Genomic DNA, 23,698 nt, shown 5'->3' with positions numbered 1-23,698 from the left:
GATTTAACATTGCCCTAAACTGAAACACTCAAATAGTGTTTTACTTTACATAAATATTTAAAAAAGCATAGAAAAATGGTAAAGATTACCGCCGCAGAAGTAAATAAACTAAGACAGACCACCGGAGCTGGGATGATGGATTGCAAAAAAGCCTTGGTCGAAGCCGAAGGCGATTTTGAAAAAGCAATCGAGATCCTTCGCAAAAAAGGACAAAAAGTAGCCGCCAACAGAGCTGACAGGGAATCCTCTGAAGGTGCTGCCATAGCAAAAGTCAATGCCGACAGCACCCAAGGTGTGGTTATTTCCTTGAACTGCGAAACCGACTTCGTTGCCAAAAACGAAAGCTTTGTGACCTTGGCCAACGATTTGGCCGATCTTGCACTAGGTTTCGATAGCAAGGAAGCTTTTCTTGCCGCCCCTTTCAGTGGCATGACCGTTGCGGATAAATTGACAGAGCAGACCGGTGTGATCGGTGAAAAAATCGAGATCGGGAGCTTCGAGAAGTTGAGCGCCCCTTTCGTGGGATCTTACATCCACGCCGGAAACAAGATCGCTACATTGGTAGGTTTGTCCGCCAATGTTGATGGTGCTGCCGAAGCTGCCAAAGATGTGGCCATGCAAGCTGCCGCAATGAACCCTGTTGCCCTTAACGAAGAAGGTGTGGATCAGTCCATCATCGATAAGGAAATCGAGATCGCAAAAGATCAATTGCGTCAAGAAGGGAAGCCAGAAGCCATGTTGGACAACATCGCCAAAGGTAAATTGAACCGTTTCTTCAAGGACAACACTTTGGTCAACCAAGATTTCATCAAGGACAGCAAAGTAAGCGTTGCCCAGTATGTAAAATCTGTTGACAGCAACTTGACCGTTACCGGTTTCAAAAGAGTAGCTTTGGGATAATCCCGAACCATACAAATAAAAAAAGGCCCCATTTTATGGGGCCTTTTTTATGTTGGCACATTTCGTACTATTTGGACTTGATGAGGATATCCCCATTGAAGGTCTTGAACAATAGTTCGGGACCGCCACCATTGATCTTGCCCCTCACCCATTGTTCCAGTTTTACCTTATAGCTTCCAGAAGTCTGCTTTTTGTCCATTTCAGGCTTGTTCTCTGAAAGGGCCATATCAAAATCGGTATAAACATCGCCCATATCCGATTTGGCCTTCACATTTGCCTTTATGCCACTCGGAAAAGTCACCTCCACATTTCCATTGAAACTGCTAAAAGCCATATCCGACATGTGTCCCATTTTCTTAAAATCGACCTTTACCGGCCCATTTGTGGTATAGGCAATGACAGCACCTTCCACATTTAGGAGTGAAATACTCCCGTTCACATTATTGATCTCCAAATCACCTGTAACTCCTTGCACCAAAATATCCCCGTCATTTACCGTACTTAACTTTAGGGCAAAATTATAGGGGACCTTGATTTCAAAATCAGCCTTTCTGCTCCACATTTCATTTTGGATCCTGACCTCGTTGCCTTTCTCCTCGGCACTGATGTTCAGTCCGGAATTTCCAATACGCTTCATGCCGTTCTTCTCCTTGGCGGAAGACTTCCCGTCGTCAGAAACCGAAACCTTTGCAATGACCTCCTTGCCCTCATACCCGGTTACGGTAATGGAGCCACTGATCTGGTCAAGGACCAACTTCCCAGGTTGGCCGGGATTGCTCAACGGAATGGTAAATAAATCGATTTCCTTATCCTGTGCGGACAACACACCCGCAAACAATACAAGGGTGATAACAACTATAGTTTTGATCTTCTTCATGACTTATATTTTTTTGATGAATACATTTCCGTTCAAGGTTTCAAAATCAAATTCCACCTGACCGCTTCCAATCTGGACGACAGGTCTGGACTCAAACTTGAATTTGGGCTTGTCGCCATCACCTTCATTTTTACTGGTCTTTACAAATTGTTTGTTGATATCAAAGTCCGTGAACATTTCCCCGTTCATGCTTTTGAACGAGATGTTGGCCGAAAGCGATTGTTGGTACGAAATATTGATATCCCCGTTCAAGGCATAGTACCGAGAGGCCACCTTCGGATTACGGGCATACGAAATATCCACATCACCATTGATACAACTTACCTTGGTCTTTCCTGAAATATTGTTCAGGGAAATCCCCCCATTGATATTGTCCGCTTCCACAGACTCCCCGTTGGTGTTCTTGACCAAAATATCCCCATCGTTGATGGTACTTACATTGATTTTGACCGAATTTGGCACCCTCAAGGTAAAATTCAACTTGTGCTCATAAGGGACATCTTCATTGTTATTGCACCAATTGTACCGCAATTTATCTTTGTCAAATTCGATATAGGGAGCATCGGGGTGTAAGATCACACGGTTACTTTCCGCAATGATCTGGAGTTGCAGTTCCTTTTTCCCCAATTCCAGGTCTTCCGGGTTTTTGGCAGAAATAATCCGCTCCACTTCCAACACCACTTCGTTTCCGTTGTATCCCTCCACGTTCACGGAACCGAATACGTTTTTCACAACCAAAGTGTTGTTGACATCATTTGCAAGGGGAACACTTTTCTTGATGACCTCCTTGAACTCCTTTTTCTGTGCCGTGGCACTCAACATACCCACCCCCAAGGAAAGGCATGTCATAATAACTAACCGTTTCATCATTTTTAAAAATTTGACTGTTCGTAATTTGATTTGCGCCCAATGGGCAGATTGATAAATTATATGATGGATTCAATACTCCTTTCGATTCGCTTTTTGACCGTGGTATCCAACTCCTTTTCTTTCAGCAATTGCTTGAAAGGTTCTATGGAAGCCTTTTCTTGAAGGGCCACCATCAAATTGGCCAAGGTTATCTGCAAAATGGGCGATTCCTGATTCGGGATGGATTGCACCAACCCTTGCCTAACCTCGGGCTTGTCCACATAATTGGTCAAGGATTCTATGGCGGCCAACCTCACGTTTACGTTCGGGTCACTATTGAGCGTTTTTAAAAGCGCTTTGATAACGATATCATCGGCATTCTCAAACTTGTTGGCTTCGCTTACGCCTTGCAATCGTTGGTTTGCCGAAGGCTGGTCCAAAAGGGTCAGTACCAACTTTTGTCGCACCTCCTCGGTCTCATTGTTCGCAGCAATGATCTGCGTAGGAGTTGTTTCCACGTCGGGCCTTAAAAAATAACCGATACCCAACCCGATGACAAGCAGAAAAATTCCGATGGCCCATTGCGGCCTAAAAATTCCTGAAAGCATGGAAACAACACTTTGTTTGGGCGCCTTGCCTTGCTCCTTTTCCATTTCGGAGGATAGCATGCCAAAAAATGCCTCGTCCATACGTTCTGAAGGCTCTGGAGTTTGGATAGCATGCAATAGCTCCCACGCTTTCAATAGTTCATCGTACTTTTCACGATACTCCCTATGCCCATCCAGGAACAATTCAAATTCCTTTGCCTCAGTTTCTGAAAGGTTTCCGGACATATAGTCCATGGCCCATATTTCAAATTTTTCGTCCATCATCTCGTTTCCAGTTGTAAAAAAATCGTTTTCAAATCCTTTAATGCCCGGTGTACCCTCACCTTCGCCGCCCCTTCCGAACAGCCCAAAATCTCACCGATCTCTTGGAACTTCAGTTCCCTGTATTTGCTCAACAGCAATATTTCTCTTTTCTCTGCTGGCAAAAGACCCAAGGCCCTGTTAAGCATGAGTGCATCCCCTTGCAGGTCCATCGTCTCATTCAAATAATCCCCAGTACCCTTATCCACCTGTTCCGGGGCTATCCCTCTCGAAACTCCTTCACGCGAAATTTTCTTATAGTGATCGTTGCCCACGTTGCGGGCCATGCTGAACATCCATGCCGTGAAAGGACCTTCACCCGTGAAGGAATGTCGGTACTTCAAAATCCTCACAAACACATTTTGCACCAAATCTTCACTGATTGAAGGGTTGTTGCCCATGTTGTAAAAAAATCCAAAGAGCCTTTTCTTATGCCGTTCATAGAGCAGGCCCAACTTGTCCAAGTCGCCACTCTTCACTTTCAGCATCAAGACATTGTCGGTCAGTGTTTGCAATGAATTGTTTTTTGGTTTGTTGAAGGATATACCGTTGTTTTCGGAAAAGGTTACAGAATGTATGGAATTTTTATCCATTCACATCTTGGGTCTTCCCATTTTCACTGATTTGCCATAATTTTTTTTGATTATTTTTGTCCGAACTTCAAGAAACCTTTGATGCATTACAAGAGAATTTTATTAAAACTGAGTGGGGAAGCCTTGATGGGCAAAAAGCAATACGGAATTGACGGAGACCGTTTGTCCGAATATGCCGATGAGATCAAGAGCGTAGTGGACAAGGGCATTGAAGTGGCCATCGTTATTGGTGGGGGCAACATTTTTAGGGGCCTTGCCGGTGCCAGCCAAGGCATGGACCGCGTACAAGGGGACCACATGGGCATGTTGGCCACCGTGATCAACGGATTGGCGCTACAGAGTGCCTTGGAACTCAAAGGCATCCAGACCCGCTTGCAATCGGCCATCAAGATCAATGAAGTGGCCGAACCCTTTATCCGCAGAAGGGCCATTCGCCATTTGGAAAAAGGAAGGGTCGTGATTTTTGGAGGTGGAACAGGAAATCCCTATTTCACTACCGATTCCGCTGCCGTATTGAGGGCCATCGAAATCAATGCCGATGTCATATTGAAGGGAACCCGTGTTGATGGCATCTACACCTCCGACCCTGAAAAAGATAAAAATGCCACCAAGTTTGATTCCCTTTCTTTCCAAGAGGTACTTTCCAAAGGATTGAAGGTGATGGACACCACCGCCTTCACACTGAGCCAGGAAAACGAGTTGCCAATTGTCGTCTTCGATATGAACACCAAGGGCAATTTGATGAAGATCGTATCCGGAGAGAACATTGGAACGGTGGTCAACGTTTAATATGGTCACATTTTTGATATTGTTATAAAAATTTAAGAGCATGGACGAAGAAGTAAAATTTGTACTTGATAGCGCTAAAGAGAGCATGGATGCCAGCATTTCCCACTTGGAAAAGGCTTTTATAAAAATCCGTGCCGGAAAGGCCAGTCCCGTGATGCTATCATCTGTAATGGTGGACTATTACGGCTCGCAGACCCCTCTTTCCCAAGTATCGAACATCAATACGCCCGATGCCAGGACCATTTCGGTACAGCCTTGGGAAAAGAACCTAATCGGGGAAATAGAAAATGCCATCATGAACGCCAATCTTGGCTTTAACCCCATGAACAACGGGGAAATGGTCATCATCAACGTGCCACCACTGACCGAGGAGCGCCGAAAACAATTGGTGAAACAGGCCAAGGCCGAGGCAGAAGATGCCAAAGTGAGTATCCGAAGTGCCCGACAAGAGGCCAATAAGGAACTCAAGGCTTTGGAAATTTCCGAGGATCTCTTGAAAAATGCCGAAGTGGACGTTCAGGAGCTCACCGACTCTTACAGCAAAAAAGTGGACTCCATCCTCTCCGTGAAGGAAGCGGAGATCATGAAAGTCTAAAACTTTCTCCTTGATCGGCTGCTTTCTTAGGAACACAGCCGATCATTTTTTACCTTTGCGCCCAACAAAACCGAAATGGCAGTAAAGCTCATGAAAGGATTTTGGCCCAAGGTCTCCCGAATCATACTCCGCAACAGGATACTCATCCTTTTAGGGATTGTAGGCTTTACCGTTTTTTTGGCCCTGCAGTGGAAGAACATCCGGTTTTCCAACACGGAATCCAACATCCTTCCCGATGACCATCCGGCCACCATACAGTACCGATCTTTTACCAAAATATTCGGCGAAGAGGGCAATGCCATTGTCTTGGCCATAAGGGACACTGCCCTATTCACTCCCAAAAACTTCAATCGGTGGAACAGGCTGAGCAAGCAATTGGAAGCATTTCCCGAGATAGATTTTGTGGTATCCCTGGAAAACCTTCGGGTGCTCGTAAAGGACAATGACAAGCAGGTCTTTGTGATGGAACCTTTCCTGAAGAGAAAGCCCAGCAGCAAGACAGAGATCGATTCCCTGAAGAACCATTTGTTCACCGAACTGCCTTTCTACGATAATCTGGTCTATAACCCCAAAAGTGGCACCATACAGACCATCGCCTATCTGGACAAGGACATTATGGACACCCCAGTCAGGAACGAATTTATCCTGAACGACCTGGACGATCTCGTGAAAAGTTTTGAGGAGGAGACCCAGATGGACGTCCGCGTTTCAGGAATGCCCTACATCCGAACCTGGAACACCAAGTCCATTGTGGACGAAATCGGGATTTTCATTGTGGCCGCCCTCTTGGTCACTTCCCTTATTTTTTTCTTCTTCTTCAGAAGTTTTAGGGCCACTTTCATATCCATGTTCGTGGTCATCATCGGGGTCATGTGGGCCTTTGGCATTCTTGGACTGCTAAAGTATGAGATGACCATCCTCACCGCCTTGATCCCTCCTCTGATCATTGTGATAGGCATCCCCAACTGTATTTTCCTCATCAACAAATACCAACAAGAGGTAAATAAACACGGCAACCAGGCCCTGTCCCTGCAACGGGTCATCTCCAAGATAGGGAACGCCACGTTGATGACGAACATTACCACGGCATCGGGTTTTGCCACTTTTATCATTTTGGACAGCGACCTTCTTAGGGAGTTTGGTATTGTGGCCTCCATCAACATTGTGGGGATTTTTATCCTTTCCCTGTTGATCATTCCCATCATATACAGCTTTATGCCGCTTCCAAAGACCAAACACTTGAAGCACCTGAACAAGAAGTGGATGGACTTGTTCGTGAACTGGATGGAGCGGATGGTCCGGGACCATAGGATTGCCGTGTACATAACCACAGTGGCCATATTGGTGCTGAGCATCATTGGGATCTATCAGATGAGGATCACCGGGAGCCGGATAGAGGACCTTCCCAAGGACACCCATTTTTATAACGACATCCAATTTTTTGAACAGGAGTTTGATGGGATCATGCCCATGGAAATTGTGGTGGATACTGAGCGGAAAAATGGGGTCCTCAAGCCAGCTACCCTCAAACGGATGGACAATTTGGGCTCGGTCATCAATGAGATTCCCGAACTGTCCCGGCCTATTTCAGTGGTGGACCTGATCAAATATTCCAAGCAAGCCTTTTACAATGGCATCCCAAAATATTACCAACTGCCCACCAGTCAGGAGAACACCTTCATCATGGATGTGGCACGAAAATCGTCTTCGGATGGCAATCTTCTGAAAAGCTTCGTGGACAGTACAGGGCAAACCGCACGCTTGACCACCTATATGCAGGACGTCAAGATAGACCGCATGGAGGAGATTGAAAAAACAATACAGCAATCCATCACAAAGTTCTTTCCTGATGATCGGTATAATGTGTTCATGACCGGAAAGGCATTGTTGTTCCTAAAAGGAACCAAGTACCTGGTCAAGAACCTGTTGCTGTCATTGGCACTCGCCATTGGCCTGATCTCCCTTTTTATGGCCTATTTGTTCCGTTCGTTCCGGATGGTCGTCATATCACTGGTTCCCAATCTTTTGCCGTTGGTCATCACCGCCGGCCTCATGGGGTATTTGGGCGTCCCCATAAAACCATCCACCATCTTGGTGTTCAGCATCGCCTTTGGTATTTCCGTGGACGACACCATCCATTTTCTGGCAAAATACCGTCAGGAACTGGCCGCGAACCGTTGGCATATAAAAAAATCCGTGTATGCTGCCCTACGGGAAACCGGGGTGAGCATGTTCTACACTTCCATCGTCCTCTTTTTCGGGTTTTCGGTCTTTATCATTTCCAGTTTTGGGGGCACCAAGGCCTTGGGGGGATTGGTATCGGCCACGCTGCTGTTTGCCATGCTGTCCAATTTGATCCTGCTTCCCTCCCTGCTCCTTTCCTTGGAAAGAAGCATCGCCAACAAACAGGTACTCAAAAAGCCACATATCGATATTTTGCCGCAGGACGAGGACAACGCCAAGGACAATTAGTATCAAAAACGGCCATAAATTAAGCCACTTGATGCCCTCATTTTTTCATCAAAAACCTATCTTTACCGATTAAATTACGATAGCCTTATAATGAAGTCTTATTCCATAAAAGAATTGCTGACAAAGCAACCCGTAGGAGATTCCGTTGAAGTAAATGGATGGGTAAAAACATTTAGGAGCAACCGATTTATTGCCTTGAACGATGGCTCTACCATACACAACCTGCAGTGCGTTGTGGATTTTGAAAAAGCCGACGAAACATTGCTCAAGCAAGTAACCACAGGGGCCGCCCTAAAAATTTCAGGCACTTTGGTGGAAAGCCAAGGAAAGGGACAGACCGTGGAGATCCAGGCCACTGACATTTTTGTACATGGCACCGCAGACCCAGAGACCTATCCCATACAGCCCAAGAAGCACTCTTTGGAATTTTTGCGGGAGAAGGCTCACCTGAGAGTGCGCACCAATACCTTTTCGGCCGTGATGCGGGTACGTTCCGCCCTATCGTTTGCCATACACAGCTATTTCCAACAGAATGGCTTTTATTATATGCATGCCCCCATCATCACCGGATCTGATGCCGAAGGTGCCGGGGAAATGTTCCGGGTCTCCACTTTGGATGCCAAAAAACCACCCATGGATGAAAACGGAGAAGTGGATTTTACCGAGGACTTCTTCGGAAAAGAGACCAACCTGACCGTGTCCGGGCAATTGGAGGCCGAGACCTATGCCATGGCATTGGGGAAAGTCTATACATTCGGGCCCACCTTCAGGGCAGAAAACTCCAACACATCAAGGCACTTGGCCGAGTTTTGGATGATAGAGCCCGAGGTGGCCTTCAACGATTTGGATGCCAACATGGATTTGGCCGAAGATTTCATCAAATGGATCATCCAATATGTGTTGGACTACTGCAAGGATGACCTCGAGTTTCTGGAAGGCCGACTTTCCGATGAGGAAAAGACCAAACCACAGAACGAGCGTTCGGAAATGACCTTGTTGGAAAAGCTAAAATTCGTGGTGGAGAACAACTTCAAACGGGTTTCCTATACCGAGGCCATCGATATTTTAAGGAACAGCAATCCCAACAAGAAGAAAAAATTCCAATACCTCATTGAGGAGTGGGGTGCCGACCTTCAAAGCGAACACGAGCGCTACTTGGTGGAAAAACACTTTAAGTGCCCTGTGATCCTATTCGATTACCCGGCCAACATCAAGGCATTCTACATGCGTTTGAACGAGGACGGCAAGACCGTGCGTGCCATGGACGTGCTTTTCCCTGGTATCGGCGAAATCGTGGGAGGTTCCCAAAGGGAAGAGCGTTTGGACGTGCTCCAACAGAAGATCAAGGCCCTCGACATTGATGAAAAGGAACTTTGGTGGTATTTGGACCTTCGACGCTTCGGGACGGCGGTACATAGCGGTTTTGGCCTTGGCTTTGAGCGCATGGTACAGTTTGTTACCGGAATGGGCAACATCAGGGACGTGATCCCCTACCCTAGAACGCCCCAGAACGCGGAGTTTTAAATTGAATTCATAACTTTATAAGGAAGGACGATTGTAAACCCATCCTATGCTGAAACAACACCTACAGTTTAAGCTTTCCCAGAAACTGTCTCCACAGCAGATTCAGCTCATGAAGCTCATCCAATTGCCCACACAGGCATTTGAGCAACGGCTGAAACAAGAGCTGGAGGAGAATCCTGCCCTCGAAAGTGGGAAAGAGGAGAGTGACATTGTGGACGATGTTTATGAGGATACATATGACGACAGTTCGGACAGTGAGACCATCGATACCGAAGAGATCAATATCGATGACTATCTGAGCGATGACGAGATTCCAGATTATAGGACACAGGCCAACAATTACAGTGCGGACGATGAGGAGAAAAGCGTGCCCTATGCCGCAGGAATTTCCTTCAACCAATATTTGATCAACCAGCTGAACACTTTCTATCTGGATGATGAGGAGTGGGCCATTGCCGAGTTCTTGGTGGGCAGTGTGGATGAAAGCGGCTACATTCGAAGGCCCCTTCCGGATATCATGGACGATCTTGCCTTCACGCAGAACATCTATGTCGATGAAAACAAGATAGAGTCCGTCCTTAAAATTGTGCAGGACTTGGACCCCCCGGGTGTCGGCGCACGATCTTTGGACGAATGTCTTATCCTCCAGTTGAAACGAAAAGAACGGAAACCTTCTGTGGAACTGGCCATCAACATACTGGAAAAGTCGTTTGACCAGTTCACCAAGAAACACTACGCCAAACTGGCCCAAAAGCACCACATCAGCGAGGAACAACTCAAGGATGCCATCGCCGAGATAGAGAAACTGAACCCCAAACCGGGCGGTTCGTATTCGGGCAGTACCCGGATCATTGAACACATTGTCCCCGATTTTTCCATCAGGATCGTGGACGGGGAACTGGAACTTACGCTCAATGGCCGGAACGCTCCGGAACTTCATGTTTCCAAAGAGTACAGCAATATGCTCGAAGGCTATAAGAATGCCAAAGAAAAGAGCAAGTCGCAAAAGGACACGGTGCTCTTCATCAAACAGAAACTGGATGCGGCCAAATGGTTCATCGATGCCATCAAACAACGGCAACAAACGCTGTACGTGACCATGAGCACCATCATGGACTACCAAGAGGAGTATTTCCTCACTGGTGACGAGCGAAAACTGCGCCCCATGATCCTGAAGGATATTGCGGACAAAATCGATATGGATGTGTCAACAGTGTCGCGTGTGGCCAACAGCAAATATGTGGACACCCCTTATGGCACCAAGCTCATCAAGGACTTTTTCTCCGAAGCCATGAAAAATGAACAAGGAGAGGATGTATCCACTAAAGAGATCAAAAAGATATTGGAGACCGTGATCGGTGACGAACAGAAAAAGAAGCCGTTGACGGATGATAAATTGGCCAAGATCCTAAAGGAAAGGGGCTATCCCATTGCAAGGCGTACAGTGGCCAAATACCGGGAGCAATTGGGCATTCCGGTAGCCAGGCTAAGAAAGCAGATCTGATGCGCCATTTCTACAACATCATCTCGTACATTTTTCACCCGCTGTTCATTCCCATTGGGGGCACCATTCTTTATTTTTTTGTTGCTCCCTACAGCACTTTGGAGATGCAAAGCGGGAACATTGTCCCCATTTTTATCCTTACGGTCATTATCCCCATCATCTTTTTTCTGATCCTGAAAAATTTAGGGGTGATCAGTTCCATTTTTCTGCCTACCATCCAAGAACGCAAATACCCGCTCTATATCAGCTGTATTATTTTTTTGATGATCTTGTACAAGGTGATTCCCAATAACTACGTACACGAGCTCTTTTACTTTTTCACGGGGCTTTTGACTGCCACCGCTACGGCCCTCCTCTTGCTTTTCATCAAGTTCAAGACCAGCCTGCACCTTTTGGGCATGGGAAGTATCCTTATGTTCATGATCGGGCTGAGCATCCATTTTGAGACCAACATTACGCTGGCCATTAGCCTGTTCACACTACTTACCGGACTCGTGGCCACCTCAAGGCTCTACCTTAAATCACATACGCGGAACGAACTGCTGATAGGTTTCCTTGTCGGGTGTTGCTCCCAATTGATCATTTTGAAATATTGGCTATAGGATATAGAAGATTATCCCTATCCGCAGTACCTTGAAATCGATGGATTCGCCTGTTTGGAGATTGGTCCCATTTTTCAACAGCGGGTTGAGGCCATAGTAGGCATGGACATTCCAGGTATTGTACCCAAAATTAAGGATCAGCCCATATTGGAGCTGTTCGATATCCTTATTGGCAAAGCCGTCTCTACCATCTTCCGTAACCAACCGCGACCTGCCCGAAAACACATAACCCAACTTCGCCCCTGCATAGATGCGCCAGAATTTGTATTCCTCGACGGTGGAGGTACGCCATCTCAGTTCAAATGGCACCTCTATGGCGTGGGTTTCCAATTTGCTTCGCTTGAAATCGGATTCGTTCATCACATCGTAAAGTACCGTATTGGCTTGTTCCGTAGCCACCACATTGGTGTAGTAGGAGTTGACCGCATAGCCCACACCAAGCCCTACGCCAAAATTTCTTCTGGGATTGAGAGGAATATCCTTGATGAACCCTGCTTGGAGATTATAGGACAGGTTGCGTTGGGCCACTCCTGATGGTTTGCCCAACAAGACATTATACCCCAGACCAATATAGAACTGGTCTTCAAGATATCTTGATTGCTCTTCTTGATTGCCCACCGATTCCAATTGGGCATGGACATAAGTCACACCTATCAAAAATAGCATTCCTATTATTTGTACTGTCCTTTTTTTTATCATAGCTACATCTTGAAACAAAAAACGCTCCAAATTATATAACTTGGAGCGTTTCCCACTAAATCTAAGCTATTGCCTACTGTAGATTGTTAAAAGCATCTCCCTCATAAGTGGTATAATTCACTTTTAAGGCATTTACTTTTCTCAATTCTTGTTTGATATCGGTGATAAGACCCATATTGGCATTCTTATCAACTTTCAATGCAGTAGTCAATACGTTTTGAAGTTCTTGGGGCTTTTTTGCACGCTCTTCCAAGATAAATGAACCTACCTCGTCCACATTGGCGAACTTGTCGTTCAATTGGATTTTTGGCTCGGTCCCAAAAACTTTTTGGTATTCCTGTGTGGGCTTCCCTACATAAATGTAGATGACCCTATCCTTCTTTTCCAGCTTTTTTATCTCCGTTGCATTGGGAAGGGTGTTCTCAACCAATAGCGAACTGTCCTTCATGGTGGTCACCGTCATGAAAAAGAACAGCAACATGAAGACGATATCGGGCAATGAAGCAGTAGATACCGCTGGCAGATCACCTTCTTTCTTTTTTGTAAATTTTGCCATGTCGATCTCTAAGTTTTAATTGGTTGATGTTTCTGCCTCAGACAGCTTCTGAGGAAACATATCCTGAATACGTTTCACCTTGTCCTTGAGTTCGTCCCTCACGCTGGATGGTGTCTCAGGGTTCAGGTATTCGGCTTCCATGTCGGTAAAATCCTTACCATACAACCTTTGTGCCTCTCGGTTACGCAGGTCGTTGTATGCTCCTACCAACTCGTTTTGAACGGTGATGTACGTGCTATACTTGGTCTCCCTGTCATTCTTTAGGGAAATGATGGCTTTATCTGGATTATCCGAGGACGCTGGATCTTTTCTTCCCTTGCAATAGTCACAGGTTCCATCTGCGTTGTTCTCAAGGAAAGCCGTGGCAGCTTCTCTCAGGTTTTTCAAGTTCATCAGTTCATCCTCTACCAAGAGCTGACCATTTTTATTGATGTTCACCGTAAAAATGTTCTTCTGTCTAATGATGGGTGGATTTTCTGGCGGTTCAATGGGCGGCAACATACGGTCCAATCCTGCATCTGTTTCTATGGTGGTGGTCACCAAGAAAAAGATAAGCAAGAGGAACGCGATATCCGCCATGGAACCGGCATTCACTTCCGGTGCTCCTTTTCTTCTAGGCATAGTTCAAACTTTTACTTTACAAACATTTTTTTCAACCCTGGAAAAACCATCAGGACTACCGCAACAACAGTTAGGATAAAGAATACGTTCAATCCCATTCCGATGTTTTTCACGGTGCCTTCAGTGGTCTCGATGCCCCTTTTGGCCATTTCCTCAACAACTGGTGCGTTGTCGGAAGAAAGTCCATAGGAAACTGCAACCACAATGGCCAATCCTCCAATGGCGAACAGGGCCTTTTTAAGGCTTCCCGGTGTGGAAAGCAACTTTGTCAAGCCAAAGAACACTGATGCCACTACTGCTATTGCCAACAAAACGTACATGATGATGAACATAAAGTTCATCGCCCCACTGTTGATGGCATTTGGATCATCACCAGACGGAAGGGAGAACCAAAGAACGGCCGCTATCAATCCGATGGCAATGAGTGCTATTTTTATAATTTTATTCATGATTCCCGATAGATTTTGATTCGTAATTATTTCTTGTGCGCAGCCAACATATCAATCAAGGCGATGGATGCGTCTTCCATATCGTTTACGATACTATCGATTTTTGCAATGATATAGTTATAGAAAATCTGAAGGATGATCGCAACGATAAGACCAAATACCGTTGTCAACAACGCCACCTGGATATCACCAGCGATCAAAGAGGCACTCAAGTTACCTACTGCGGCGATTTTCTGGAAGGCCTGGATCATACCGATTACCGTACCCATGAACCCAAGCATCGGGGCCACAGCAATGAACAAGGACAACCAAGAAACGTTTTTCTCCAACTGGCCCATTTGTACACCTCCGTAAGCAACAACTGCTTTTTCAGCAGACTCCAATCCTTCGCTTGACCTATCCAATCCTTGGTAGAAGATGGAAGCAACAGGTCCTTTGGTGTTCCTGCAAACTTCTTTTGCAGCTTCAACCCCACCGGAAGCCAAGGCATCCTCTACTTTTTGCTTCAATTTAGCCGTATTTGTAGTGGCCAGGTTCAAATAAATGATTCTTTCGATGGCAACTGCCAATCCCAAGATCAAACAAAGAAGTACGATTCCCATGAAGGCAGGACCCCCTTGGATGAACTGTTCTTTCAATACCTGGGTGAAACCTTTGCTGGCTTCAGCCGTGGCTTCTTCTTGCAACATTGCTGCAGATGCAGTTGTAGTTCCCATCACAAACATTCCGGCAGCAGCCAGAGTAAAGGATATTTTTTTCATTTTACTTAAACTTAAATTTAGTTAGTTAATAATGTTAAAGATATAAAATTTTTATAATTGAAAACTAAAATACCTTGCAGAGAGGAAGGGATTCGAACCCTCGATGCACTTTTGGTGCATACACACTTTCCAGGCGTGCGCCTTCGACCACTCGGCCACCTCTCTATTCCTTCATTTAGGCCGACCAATAAACGAAAAAATAATCAGTTATAGAAATTTGACGCGTTAATTTTACACCATTTCACCACGGAGCGGTGTCTCGAAAATGGTCTTGAACAACTTGTCGGGAACCCCTGTGCCCAAAAGGTACATGGCCTTTGCCACCGCCGCTTCCGTTGTAATGTCCTTTCCATTAATCAGTTGCATTTCCTTCAGTCTTTCGCTGGTCTCATAGTGCCCCATGGAGACACTGCCTCCGGAGCACTGGGTAACGTTAATTATATGTAATCCATTTTTAACAGCTCTTTTCAGTTCCTCCAAAAACCAATCGTCCATTGGGGCATTTCCTGCACCATAGGTTTCCATGACCAGGGCCTTCAGGTCGGGAATGTTCAAGATGGCGTGGAGCGTATTTTGGTTCAGTCCCGGAAATAATTTAAGGATGGCCACCCGGTTATCCATCTCTTTGTGGACCGTCAATGTCTTGTTCTTGATCGGCCGTTTGACCAAATGGGTATGGTGTACCTTCAAATGCACCCCCGATTCCACCAAAGGCGGATGGTTGAGCGATGCAAAGGCTTCAAAATGTTCCGCATTGATCTTGGTGGTGCGGTTGCCCCGATAGAGCTTGTACTCAAAATAGAGCCCCACCTCCTGCACCACTGGTTTTCCCTTTTCCTGAAGCGCAGCGATCTCTATGGAGGTGATCAGGTTTTCCTTTGCATCCGTCCGCAAGTCCCCGATGGGCAATTGGGATCCCGTGAAAATGACCGGTTTGTCCAGGTGTTCCAGCATAAAACTGAGTGCCGATGCCGAATAGCTCATGGTATCACTCCCATGCAGCACCACAAAACCGTCGTTCTCCGCATAATGTTCCTCAATAATGGAAGCGATCTGCGCCCAATAGCCAGGATTCATATTGGAAGAATCGATGGGTTTTTCAAAGGAGACACCCTTTAGGGTGCAGTCCAATTGGTCCAACTCTGGGATGTTCTTGATGAGTTCCTCAAAGTTGAAGGCCTTCAGTGCCCCGGTCGTGTAATCCTTTACCATCCCGATGGTGCCCCCGGTGTAGATTAGCAGTATGTTGGTCTTCTTTTGCATAGGTCAGATGCCAAATATGTCTTTGGAATTTGCTGTGGTGATTGCCGCGATCTCTTCTTCCGGCATACCATATATGGATGAAAGCTTCTCCAATATCTTTATTATATAGGAGCTCTCATTGCGTTTTCCTCGAAAGGGGGCCGGGGCCAGATAGGGCGAATCGGTCTCCAGGACAATGTGCTTCAGGTCGATTTGGTCCAAAAACTGATCAATCTTGCCATTTTTGAACGTGGCCACTCCCCCGATGCCCAATTTCATGTTGTAGGATATGGCCTTTTGGGCCTGTTCCATAGTGCCCGTAAAACAATGGAAGATACCGAAAAGACCGTACCCCTTTTCCTGCTCCAGGATTTCAAAGATCTCATCGAACGAATCCCGTCCATGGATCACTATGGGCAGTTGGTGCTTTTTCGCCAGACGGATCTGGTACACAAAAGCCTCTTGTTGCTCTTTCAAAAATGTCTTGTCCCAATATAGGTCGATGCCTATTTCCCCCACCGCATAGAACTTCCGCTTGGACAGCCATTCTTCCACCAAGGCGACTTCCTCCTTATAGTTTTCCTTCACATGTGTGGGATGCAGGCCCATCATCAAAAAGACATTGTCCGGATACTTGGCCTCCAAATCCAACATAGCTTGGGTGTAAGTGGAATCGATGGCAGGGATAAAAAAGCGCTCCACCCCTGCGTCCAGGGCACGTTGCATCATTTCGTCACGGTCCTCGACAAATGCTTCACTATATAAATGGGTATGGGTGTCGGTGATGGTCATTTAAAATTTAAATTTTTATTCGAATAACATTTCAAAGACCAAATAATGTTTGATGCCGAATTCACGCCCCCAACTTTCAACGTCCTTACCACTACTATCCACTGCACACCAAAATTTCATTCCATCTTTTTCATAAGGAAGAATATAGGCAAAAGCATAAAAATTCCTGCCATATATAATATTTTCAGAGATTCCCACATCTCTTAAGCTATAATCATCAGATTGGATGGCGTCAAATTTCCTATTAATACCAAATTGTGGGAATCTGAACCAAAGTTTCAATTTTGGCTCATCAGTTTTCTTCGCATACACCTTCACTGACAAGGTATCTGTTTCAGTTTTTGGAAATCCCTGAAAATCTTTAGTGTTTAACAATGTATCAATCGATTTTACATTCCCATCCCAAATCTCCTTACAAATCAGTTGATAGTCCTTTGAGTTTATCTTGTCTCCAATAAATTGAACTTGATAAAAATCAATATTTTCGAATCTCATCAAATCTGACAACTCTTTATTTTCTGTCGAATATTCCGTTTTCATTCTTATATCTACATTATCCTTTTTTTGAGCAATACTTAAACTTGCTGAAAAGAAAAACAGGATAACCCAAATTGCTTTTTTCATAGTTTGACAGTTAAAGGTTAGACACGACAAAAATAGGTTTATCTTAGTTGTCCCAAAATTTTGTTTTCGATTATACACCCCTAAAGTCCCCTCAAGGGGACAGTTCACATATGGCATCACTCAAAAAATTCCTCAAGTCCAAAGCGTATATCCGCATCCCGCTGGTGTTCACGGAGACCAACCATTTTGAAATCGTGGCCAAGATCAATGGGGTATCGGGCAAGTTTATTTTGGACACGGGCGCTTCCAACACCTGCGTAGGGATGGACAAAATCGATTTCTTTGAAATGGCCTCTGAGGTCTCGGACATTAAGGCAGCAGGCGCTGGCGCCACGGAAATGGACACCTTGATCTCTTCCCGGAACACAATCCAAATCGGGGACTGGAAAAAAAGGAAACTCAAAATTGTGCTTTTCGACCTCGTCCATGTGAACCAAGCACTGGTCTCCCACAAGGCCCTTCCCGTGGATGGCATCATCGGGGCCGATGTGCTGAAAAAAGGCAAGGCCGTGATCGACTACAATAAAAAATGCCTCTACTTAAAAAAGTAAAGGCACTTGTCAGTTCGAGCATTGAACTACCCTTCGACTACGCTCAGGGTACCAGCAACTACTCTTTATATTATAGCTCCAACGCTTTTTTCACGTTTCCGTCCATCAACAATTCCTCTGGACTTTCCAAAGCTTCCTTCACAGCCACCAAGAAACCAACGGATTCCTTTCCGTCAATGATTCGGTGATCGTATGAAAGTGCTACGTACATCACAGGGGCAATGGCTATGGCCCCATCCCTTACGATGGCACGCTCCACGATGTTGTGCATGCCCAAGATACCACTTTGTGGCGGGTTGATGATGGGTGTGCTCAACATGGAACCAAAGACCCCTCCATTGGAAATGGTAAAGGTACCGCCTGTCATTTCATCCACGGTGATCTGTCCGTCCCTGGCACGAAGGGCCAATCGTTTTACTTCGGCCTCAATACCACGGAAGGTCAAGTTTTCCGCATTTCGGATCACGGGGACCATCAAGCCTTTGGGACCTGATACGGCAATACTGATGTCGCAGAAATCATAGGAGATCATTTCCTTGCCATCGATCATGGAATTTACGGCAGGGTACATCTGCAATGCCCTGATCACGGCCTTGGTGAAGAAGGACATAAATCCCAGTCCTACGCCATGTTTGTCTTTGAACTCCTCCTTGTACTGATCACGCAATTTAAAAATGGACGACATATCCACTTCGTTGAACGTGGTCAGCATGGCGGTCTCGTTCTTGGCCGATACCAAACGCTCAGCCACTTTTCTGCGGAGCATGGACAGTTTGGAACGGGTCTCACCACGGTTACCGCCAGTTGGCGTGCCCATGGAAGGCACAGCCTTTGCGGCATCCTCCTTGGTGATGCGGCCATCCCTTCCAGATCCGGAAACGGATGAGGGCTCTATGCCTTTTTCATCCAATATTTTTTTGGCGGCCGGAGAGGGTGTGCCAGATGCATACGTCTCTTTTTTAGGCTCATCTTTCTTGGGTTCCTCTTTGGGTTCTTCCTTTTTGGGCTCCTCTTTTTTCTCGGCCTTTGGAGCATCGCCTTCTGGTTTTTTGGCACTGGTGTCGATGAGACATACCACTTCGCCAACGGCTACGGCGTCCCCTACCTCTGCCTTAAGGGTGATGATTCCGCTTTCCTCTGCAGGAAGCTCCAATGTTGCCTTGTCCGAGTCCACCTCGGCTATGGCCTGATCCTTCTCCACATAGTCACCATCGGCAACCAACCATTCGGCGATTTCAACCTCTGTAATGGATTCCCCAGGCGAGGGAACTTTCATTTCTAAAACCATTCCTATTGTAGTTTATACTTGTTTTATCGAATTAACATATTGTCCTTACTCTTGTCGAAGACATACTCCAACACTTGGGCGTGACGTCTCTTGGAACGCACTGCACTACCCGCGGCGGGGGCACCATAAAATCTTCGGGATGCCACCCTGAATTGTTTGGCCTCGTCAAAATGCATCAACATGTGGCTCCATGCCCCCATGTTCCTTGGCTCTTCCTGCGCCCAAACAATATCATCCGCATTTTTGTACTTCTTGATGATGTCCCGCATCTCATTGGCCGGCAACGGGAACAATTGTTCCACTCTCACCAAAGCTATATCATCCCGCTCAAGTTCCTCCCTTTTTTCCAAAAGGTCATAGTAGAACTTCCCGGTACAGAACACCAAGGTCTTGACTTTTGCAACTTTTGCCTCGGCATCATCTATCACCATTTGGAAACTTCCCTGCGCCATTTCTTCTTTGGTGGACACCACTTTTGGATGTCTCAACAAACTCTTTGGCGTGAAGACCACCAACGGTTTTCTGTAATTTGCCTTCATTTGTCTTCTGAGCAAATGGAACAGGTTGGCCGGAGTGGTCACATCGGCCATATACATATTGTCCTTGGCACAAAGCTGAAGATAACGTTCCATGCGGGCAGATGAGTGCTCCGCACCCTGACCTTCGTATCCGTGGGGCAACAACAGCACCAATCCGTTCTGTAGCTTCCATTTGTCCTCTGCAGATGAAAGGTATTGGTCGATGATGATCTGCGCTCCATTACTGAAATCCCCGAACTGGGCCTCCCAAATGGTCAGCGTTTTGGGACTTGCCATGGCATAACCATAGTCAAAGCCCATTACGGCATATTCCGAAAGTAGGGAGTTATAGATATGGAACTTGCCATTTTGGTTTTCCCCCAACTCGTTGAGCAACACCACTTCCTCTTCGTGCATCTCCGTTTTGATGACGGCATGCCTGTGCGAGAAGGTACCGCGTTCCACATCCTGTCCGGTCATCCGCACATCGTATCCTTCCTCGATCAATGAACCGTAGGCCAAAAGTTCGCCCATGGCCCAATCGAGCTTGTTGTCCTCAAAATACATGGTTTGGCGGGCTTCCACCAACCGTTCCAATTTCCTGAGGAATTTTTTTCCTTTTGGAAGTTCCGTGATGCTCTTTGCAATCGCATCCAACTTCTTGAGGTCGTAAGTGGTGTCCATGGGAGAAAGCATCACCTCTTCGGTCACTTGCTCAAAACCTTCCCACTCGTCCTGCATGAACGGGGTGATCCTGGTCTTTTCTATCTTTCGGGAATCCATCAGGTTTTCCTCCAGATTGTTCTTGTATTCCTCCTCAAGTTTACTTACATAGTCCTTGTCGATGATGCCTTCGGCCAACAACTTCGCAGCATAGATGTCCCTTGGGTTATCGTGCTTGGATATGGCCTTGTAGAGCAAGGGCTGGGTAAACTTGGGCTCGTCACCTTCGTTGTGTCCGTATTTTCGGTACCCCAACAGATCGAGGAAAATGTCCCGCTGGTACCGCATCCGATACTCCAGCGCAAAAGTGGCTGCGTGTACCACAGCCTCGGCATCGTCCGCATTGACATGGAGTACCGGGGAAAGGGTTACCTTGCCCACATCGGTACAATACGTGGACGATCTTGCGTCCAAATAGTTGGTGGTAAACCCAATTTGGTTGTTCACCACAATATGGATGGTACCTCCAGTGGTGTATCCGTCCAAACGGGCCATCTGTATGACTTCATATACGATACCCTGTGCTGCAAATGCCGCATCGCCGTGCACCAATATGGGGAGCACTTCGGAGATGTTGTCGCTATGGTCATGGTCTTGCTTTGCACGGGCAATTCCCTCCACGATGGAATTCACGGTCTCCAAGTGCGAAGGGTTCGGGGCGATGTTCATATTGACCATCTTTCCCGAATCGGTCTCGCGCATGGAGGTCCATCCCAAGTGATATTTTACGTCCCCATCAAAAATGGTCTCTTCATAATCCTTTCCATCGAACTCGCTGAAAATATCCTTAGGCGATTTTCCAAAAATGTTGGTCAACACGTTCAATCGTCCCCTGTGGGCCATCCCCATCACAAATTGTTTGACACCCTTATCGGCGGCCTTTTCGATGATGACGTCCAACGCTGGGATCAAAGATTCGTTCCCTTCCAACGAAAAGCGTTTCTGCCCCACATATTTGGTATGCAAAAAGCTTTCGAAGGACACGGCCTCGTTCAGTTTTCGGAGAATGTTCTTTTTCTCGTCCGGTGTAAAATTGGGGTGGTTGTCATTGACGTTGAGCCAATCCTGGATCCATTGGATGCGTTCGGGGGTTCGGATATACATGTATTCCACCCCGATGGAATCGCAATAAATGCTCTCCAAATGGCGCACGATCTCTTTGAGGGAAGCCGGCCCGATGCCCAATATTTTCCCGGCATCGAAAACTGTTTCCAAATCGTCTTGCGATAGCCCAAAATTGGCAATGTCCAAGGTGGGTTCGTATTTTCTCCTGTCCCGGACCGGATTGGTCTTTGTGAACAGGTGCCCCCTCGATCGGTAACCATCTATCAGACGGATGACCTGAAACTCCTTCTGAAGGGTCTCGGGCATTTCCACCTGTTTGCCATTGGCAAGGACGACCATCCCATTTTTTTCGGGCTCCAACCCCAAATCTTCCAACGAGCTTTCCAATCCAAAGTCAAAACCTTGAAAAAAAGCCCTCCAACTGGGCTCAATGCTATCGGGGCTTGTTAGGTATTTATCGTACAGCTCTGCAAAAAAAGAGGTGTGCGCTGCGTTTAAAAATGAATATTTGTCCATTCTTCCTATTTCTCCAAAACTTTATGGAAAATTTTGTCAAAAATACGGGTTTTACGGTTCATATAAATGGGTTTTAACCAAATAATTCCCCAAAAATCACAACTCTGTCCCATAACCCATAGGAAAGCAACAATAATGAAATTTTTACCCAAAATGTGACCGTCCAATTAAAAAAAATTTAACTTGGATGCTTCTAAAAAACCACCCGACCATGACCGAACTGAAAAACCGATACCTCTCCTTGGATGTGTTCCGGGGACTCGATGTAGCACTGATGATCATCGTCAACTCCCCCGGGAACGGCTCCACTACTTTTTCACCCTTGCTCCATGCCGATTGGAACGGGTTTACGCTGACCGATCTTGTTTTTCCAACCTTTCTTTTTGTGGTGGGAAATTCGATGAGTTTCAGCATGAAAAAATATGAGGCCATGGGAAATGCGGCTTTTTTCAAAAAAATTCTAAAACGCACCGCCTTGATCTTTCTGCTGGGCTTTTTGATGTATTGGTTCCCGTTTTTTGATGACGGCCAGTTGAAGCCCCTTTCCGAGACCCGTGTTTTTGGGGTTTTGCAGCGCATTGCCCTGTGCTATATGTTTGCGTCCATCATCCTTCACTTTGTGAAGACCCGAACGGCCATTTGGCTGAGTTTGGCCTTTTTGGTGGCCTATCATCTGATCTTAATCGGTTTTGGCGACCTTACCCTTACCGGAAATGCGGTCCTCAAATTGGATGAATGGCTGATCGGGCCAAAGCATATGTACCACGGGGAGGGCATCGCCTTTGATCCTGAAGGATTGCTCAGCACTTTGCCGGCCATTGTGAACGTGATCATCGGTTTCCTTGCCGGGAAGTTCATCCAAAAGAACGGTCAAAATTTTGAGACCATCTCCAAGTTGATGATGGTTGGTTTCGTTCTTGTGTTTGCCGGTTTGGCCTGGGACCTTTTGCTACCCATCAACAAAAAACTGTGGACAAGTTCCTTTGTGCTCCTTACGTGCGGCATCGACCTGTTTGCCATCGCCATCCTCATCTATATCCTCGATATGAAAAAGATGAAGGGCTGGAGCTACTTTTTTGAGGTTTTCGGCAAGAATACGCTGTTCATTTACCTTTTATCGGAACTGTTCATCATCAGTCTGTTTTCCATAGACATGAACAGCTCCACGCTTTATAGTTGGATCGCGGACCATGTTTTCATTTCGTGGTCTGGGGGGTATATGGGCTCGTTGTTGTTCGCTCTTTGGGTCATGCTCACCTGTTGGGTAGTGGGCTATTTTATGGACAAAAAGAAAATCTATGTCAAGGTCTGACCAAAGGTCAGGTGCTGTATTTGGACTTGTACCATACCTTTTGCCATTCCCTTTTCAACAATAAAAAGGATACTTCTGCGGAAATGTCCACGACATCGGAAGGGGCTATTTTTTTCACCTCCTGTTCGGAAATGTCCACAACATACAGGAGATTGAGATAATCCTGGAACCGTTCCACGATCAGGAAATAAATTTTTTCATGGAGCAGACTCTTCAGTTCCGAAGGGGTCACATCCATGGGAAGTTTGATCGGGACATTGGCCAGTTTAAAATCCTTTTTCAATTGAGTGAGCAACTGGTTGTAAAGTTGCTCTTTTTGGATCACTTCCAGCAGTTCCAGGCTATTGTTAAAATTGGACAGCATATCT

The 23,698-nt window shown here is 46.1% G+C and carries 24 protein-coding genes and 1 tRNA gene; 9 read left to right on the top strand and 16 right to left on the bottom strand.

All coding sequences use genetic code 11. The features are described 5' to 3' along the window. Positions 1-75 precede the first annotated feature (75 nt). Positions 76-900: a translation elongation factor Ts gene (gene tsf / locus SD450_RS07385; protein WP_318343950.1), complete on the top strand. Its 825-nt coding sequence runs from the start codon at positions 76-78 to the stop codon at positions 898-900. Between the two features lie 67 nt (positions 901-967). Here the strand turns inward: tsf and SD450_RS07380 are convergent, their stop codons facing one another. From SD450_RS07380 to SD450_RS07365, 4 genes are read right to left on the bottom strand one after another with little or no spacing between them, the layout of a single operon-like run. Further along, a complete protein-coding gene (locus SD450_RS07380) occupies positions 968-1,777 on the bottom strand; it encodes a DUF4097 family beta strand repeat-containing protein (RefSeq protein ID WP_318343949.1) in 810 nt (269 codons plus the stop codon). Between the two features lie 3 nt (positions 1,778-1,780). Then, positions 1,781-2,647 (bottom strand): DUF4097 family beta strand repeat-containing protein, encoded by an 867-nt coding sequence (locus SD450_RS07375; protein WP_318343948.1) that lies wholly within the window; start codon positions 2,645-2,647, stop codon positions 1,781-1,783. 56 nt (positions 2,648-2,703) lie between these two features. Next, positions 2,704-3,498, bottom strand: a complete 795-nt coding sequence (locus SD450_RS07370) for a HEAT repeat domain-containing protein (protein WP_318343947.1) — start codon at positions 3,496-3,498, stop codon at positions 2,704-2,706. Further along, positions 3,495-4,049 (bottom strand): RNA polymerase sigma factor, encoded by a 555-nt coding sequence (locus SD450_RS07365; RefSeq protein WP_318343946.1) that lies wholly within the window; start codon positions 4,047-4,049, stop codon positions 3,495-3,497. The genes SD450_RS07370 and SD450_RS07365 overlap by 4 nt, the downstream gene beginning before the upstream one ends. 159 nt (positions 4,050-4,208) lie before the next feature. Between SD450_RS07365 and pyrH the strand changes: the two genes are divergently transcribed. The 6 genes from pyrH to SD450_RS07335 all read left to right on the top strand — a co-directional run bounded on the left by pyrH (position 4,209) and on the right by SD450_RS07335 (position 11,613). Continuing rightward, on the top strand, positions 4,209-4,916 hold the full coding sequence (pyrH, locus tag SD450_RS07360; protein ID WP_318343945.1) for a UMP kinase: 708 nt from the start codon (positions 4,209-4,211) through the stop codon (positions 4,914-4,916). A 40-nt stretch (positions 4,917-4,956) separates the two neighbouring features. Beyond that, positions 4,957-5,511, top strand: a complete 555-nt coding sequence (gene frr, locus SD450_RS07355) for a ribosome recycling factor (RefSeq protein ID WP_072878131.1) — start codon at positions 4,957-4,959, stop codon at positions 5,509-5,511. Positions 5,512-5,586: 75 nt separating this feature from the next. Continuing rightward, entirely contained in the window at positions 5,587-7,983 is a 2,397-nt protein-coding gene (locus SD450_RS07350) for an efflux RND transporter permease subunit (protein WP_318343944.1), read from the top strand. A 90-nt stretch (positions 7,984-8,073) separates the two neighbouring features. After that, positions 8,074-9,507, top strand: a complete 1,434-nt coding sequence (asnS, locus tag SD450_RS07345) for an asparagine--tRNA ligase (RefSeq protein ID WP_318343943.1) — start codon at positions 8,074-8,076, stop codon at positions 9,505-9,507. A 46-nt stretch (positions 9,508-9,553) separates the two neighbouring features. Beyond that, the gene (rpoN, locus tag SD450_RS07340; protein WP_318343942.1) at positions 9,554-11,011 is read left to right on the top strand and encodes an RNA polymerase factor sigma-54; all 1,458 of its coding nucleotides are present in this window, start codon (positions 9,554-9,556) and stop codon (positions 11,009-11,011) included. Then, positions 11,011-11,613 carry a hypothetical protein gene (locus SD450_RS07335; protein WP_318343941.1) on the top strand — a complete coding sequence of 201 codons (603 nt, stop codon included), beginning with the start codon at positions 11,011-11,013 and terminating at the stop codon, positions 11,611-11,613. The genes rpoN and SD450_RS07335 overlap by 1 nt, the downstream gene beginning before the upstream one ends. On the opposite strand, the gene SD450_RS07330 is transcribed toward SD450_RS07335, so the two are convergent. The 9 genes from SD450_RS07330 to SD450_RS07290 all read right to left on the bottom strand — a co-directional run bounded on the left by SD450_RS07330 (position 11,608) and on the right by SD450_RS07290 (position 17,357). Next, positions 11,608-12,279 (bottom strand): porin family protein, encoded by a 672-nt coding sequence (locus SD450_RS07330; protein ID WP_318343940.1) that lies wholly within the window; start codon positions 12,277-12,279, stop codon positions 11,608-11,610. The two genes, SD450_RS07335 and SD450_RS07330, sit on opposite strands and share 6 nt — an antisense overlap. 106 nt (positions 12,280-12,385) lie before the next feature. After that, entirely contained in the window at positions 12,386-12,868 is a 483-nt protein-coding gene (locus SD450_RS07325; RefSeq protein WP_318343939.1) for an ExbD/TolR family protein, read from the bottom strand. A 15-nt stretch (positions 12,869-12,883) separates the two neighbouring features. Next, on the bottom strand, positions 12,884-13,489 hold the full coding sequence (locus SD450_RS07320) for an ExbD/TolR family protein (protein ID WP_318343938.1): 606 nt from the start codon (positions 13,487-13,489) through the stop codon (positions 12,884-12,886). 11 nt (positions 13,490-13,500) lie between these two features. Next, entirely contained in the window at positions 13,501-13,938 is a 438-nt protein-coding gene (locus SD450_RS07315) for a hypothetical protein (RefSeq protein ID WP_318343937.1), read from the bottom strand. A 26-nt stretch (positions 13,939-13,964) separates the two neighbouring features. Then, positions 13,965-14,699 (bottom strand): MotA/TolQ/ExbB proton channel family protein, encoded by a 735-nt coding sequence (locus tag SD450_RS07310; protein ID WP_318343936.1) that lies wholly within the window; start codon positions 14,697-14,699, stop codon positions 13,965-13,967. Positions 14,700-14,776: 77 nt separating this feature from the next. Next, positions 14,777-14,864 (bottom strand) — tRNA-Ser (locus tag SD450_RS07305). A gap of 66 nt (positions 14,865-14,930) precedes the next feature. Next, positions 14,931-15,962, bottom strand: coding sequence for an asparaginase (locus tag SD450_RS07300; RefSeq protein ID WP_318343935.1), 1,032 nt, complete (start codon positions 15,960-15,962; stop codon positions 14,931-14,933). Positions 15,963-15,965: 3 nt separating this feature from the next. Further along, on the bottom strand, positions 15,966-16,733 hold the full coding sequence (locus SD450_RS07295; RefSeq protein WP_318343934.1) for a TatD family hydrolase: 768 nt from the start codon (positions 16,731-16,733) through the stop codon (positions 15,966-15,968). A 15-nt stretch (positions 16,734-16,748) separates the two neighbouring features. Continuing rightward, positions 16,749-17,357 (bottom strand): hypothetical protein, encoded by a 609-nt coding sequence (locus tag SD450_RS07290; protein ID WP_318343933.1) that lies wholly within the window; start codon positions 17,355-17,357, stop codon positions 16,749-16,751. Positions 17,358-17,467: 110 nt separating this feature from the next. Here SD450_RS07290 and SD450_RS07285 point away from each other — a divergent pair, with 110 nt between their 5' ends. Beyond that, complete coding sequence (locus tag SD450_RS07285; RefSeq protein WP_318343932.1) at positions 17,468-17,908, top strand: retropepsin-like aspartic protease family protein; 441 nt, start codon at positions 17,468-17,470, stop codon at positions 17,906-17,908. Between the two features lie 70 nt (positions 17,909-17,978). Here SD450_RS07285 and odhB read toward each other — a convergent pair whose 3' ends face one another. Beyond that, on the bottom strand, positions 17,979-19,196 hold the full coding sequence (odhB, locus tag SD450_RS07280) for a 2-oxoglutarate dehydrogenase complex dihydrolipoyllysine-residue succinyltransferase (RefSeq protein WP_318343931.1): 1,218 nt from the start codon (positions 19,194-19,196) through the stop codon (positions 17,979-17,981). A gap of 23 nt (positions 19,197-19,219) precedes the next feature. Then, complete coding sequence (locus tag SD450_RS07275) at positions 19,220-22,018, bottom strand: 2-oxoglutarate dehydrogenase E1 component (RefSeq protein WP_318343930.1); 2,799 nt, start codon at positions 22,016-22,018, stop codon at positions 19,220-19,222. A gap of 211 nt (positions 22,019-22,229) precedes the next feature. Here SD450_RS07275 and SD450_RS07270 point away from each other — a divergent pair, with 211 nt between their 5' ends. After that, complete coding sequence (locus SD450_RS07270; RefSeq protein ID WP_318343929.1) at positions 22,230-23,330, top strand: acyltransferase family protein; 1,101 nt, start codon at positions 22,230-22,232, stop codon at positions 23,328-23,330. 7 nt (positions 23,331-23,337) lie between these two features. On the opposite strand, the gene SD450_RS07265 is transcribed toward SD450_RS07270, so the two are convergent. Then, positions 23,338-23,694 (bottom strand): hypothetical protein, encoded by a 357-nt coding sequence (locus SD450_RS07265; protein ID WP_318343928.1) that lies wholly within the window; start codon positions 23,692-23,694, stop codon positions 23,338-23,340. Between the last annotated feature and the right edge of the window lie 4 nt (positions 23,695-23,698).

This window comes from Flagellimonas baculiformis, assembly GCF_033441575.1.
Classification (GTDB): domain Bacteria; phylum Bacteroidota; class Bacteroidia; order Flavobacteriales; family Flavobacteriaceae; genus Flagellimonas; species Flagellimonas baculiformis.
Note: the sequence above shows the minus strand (reverse complement) of the source record. Positions and strands in the feature narration are given on the sequence as shown.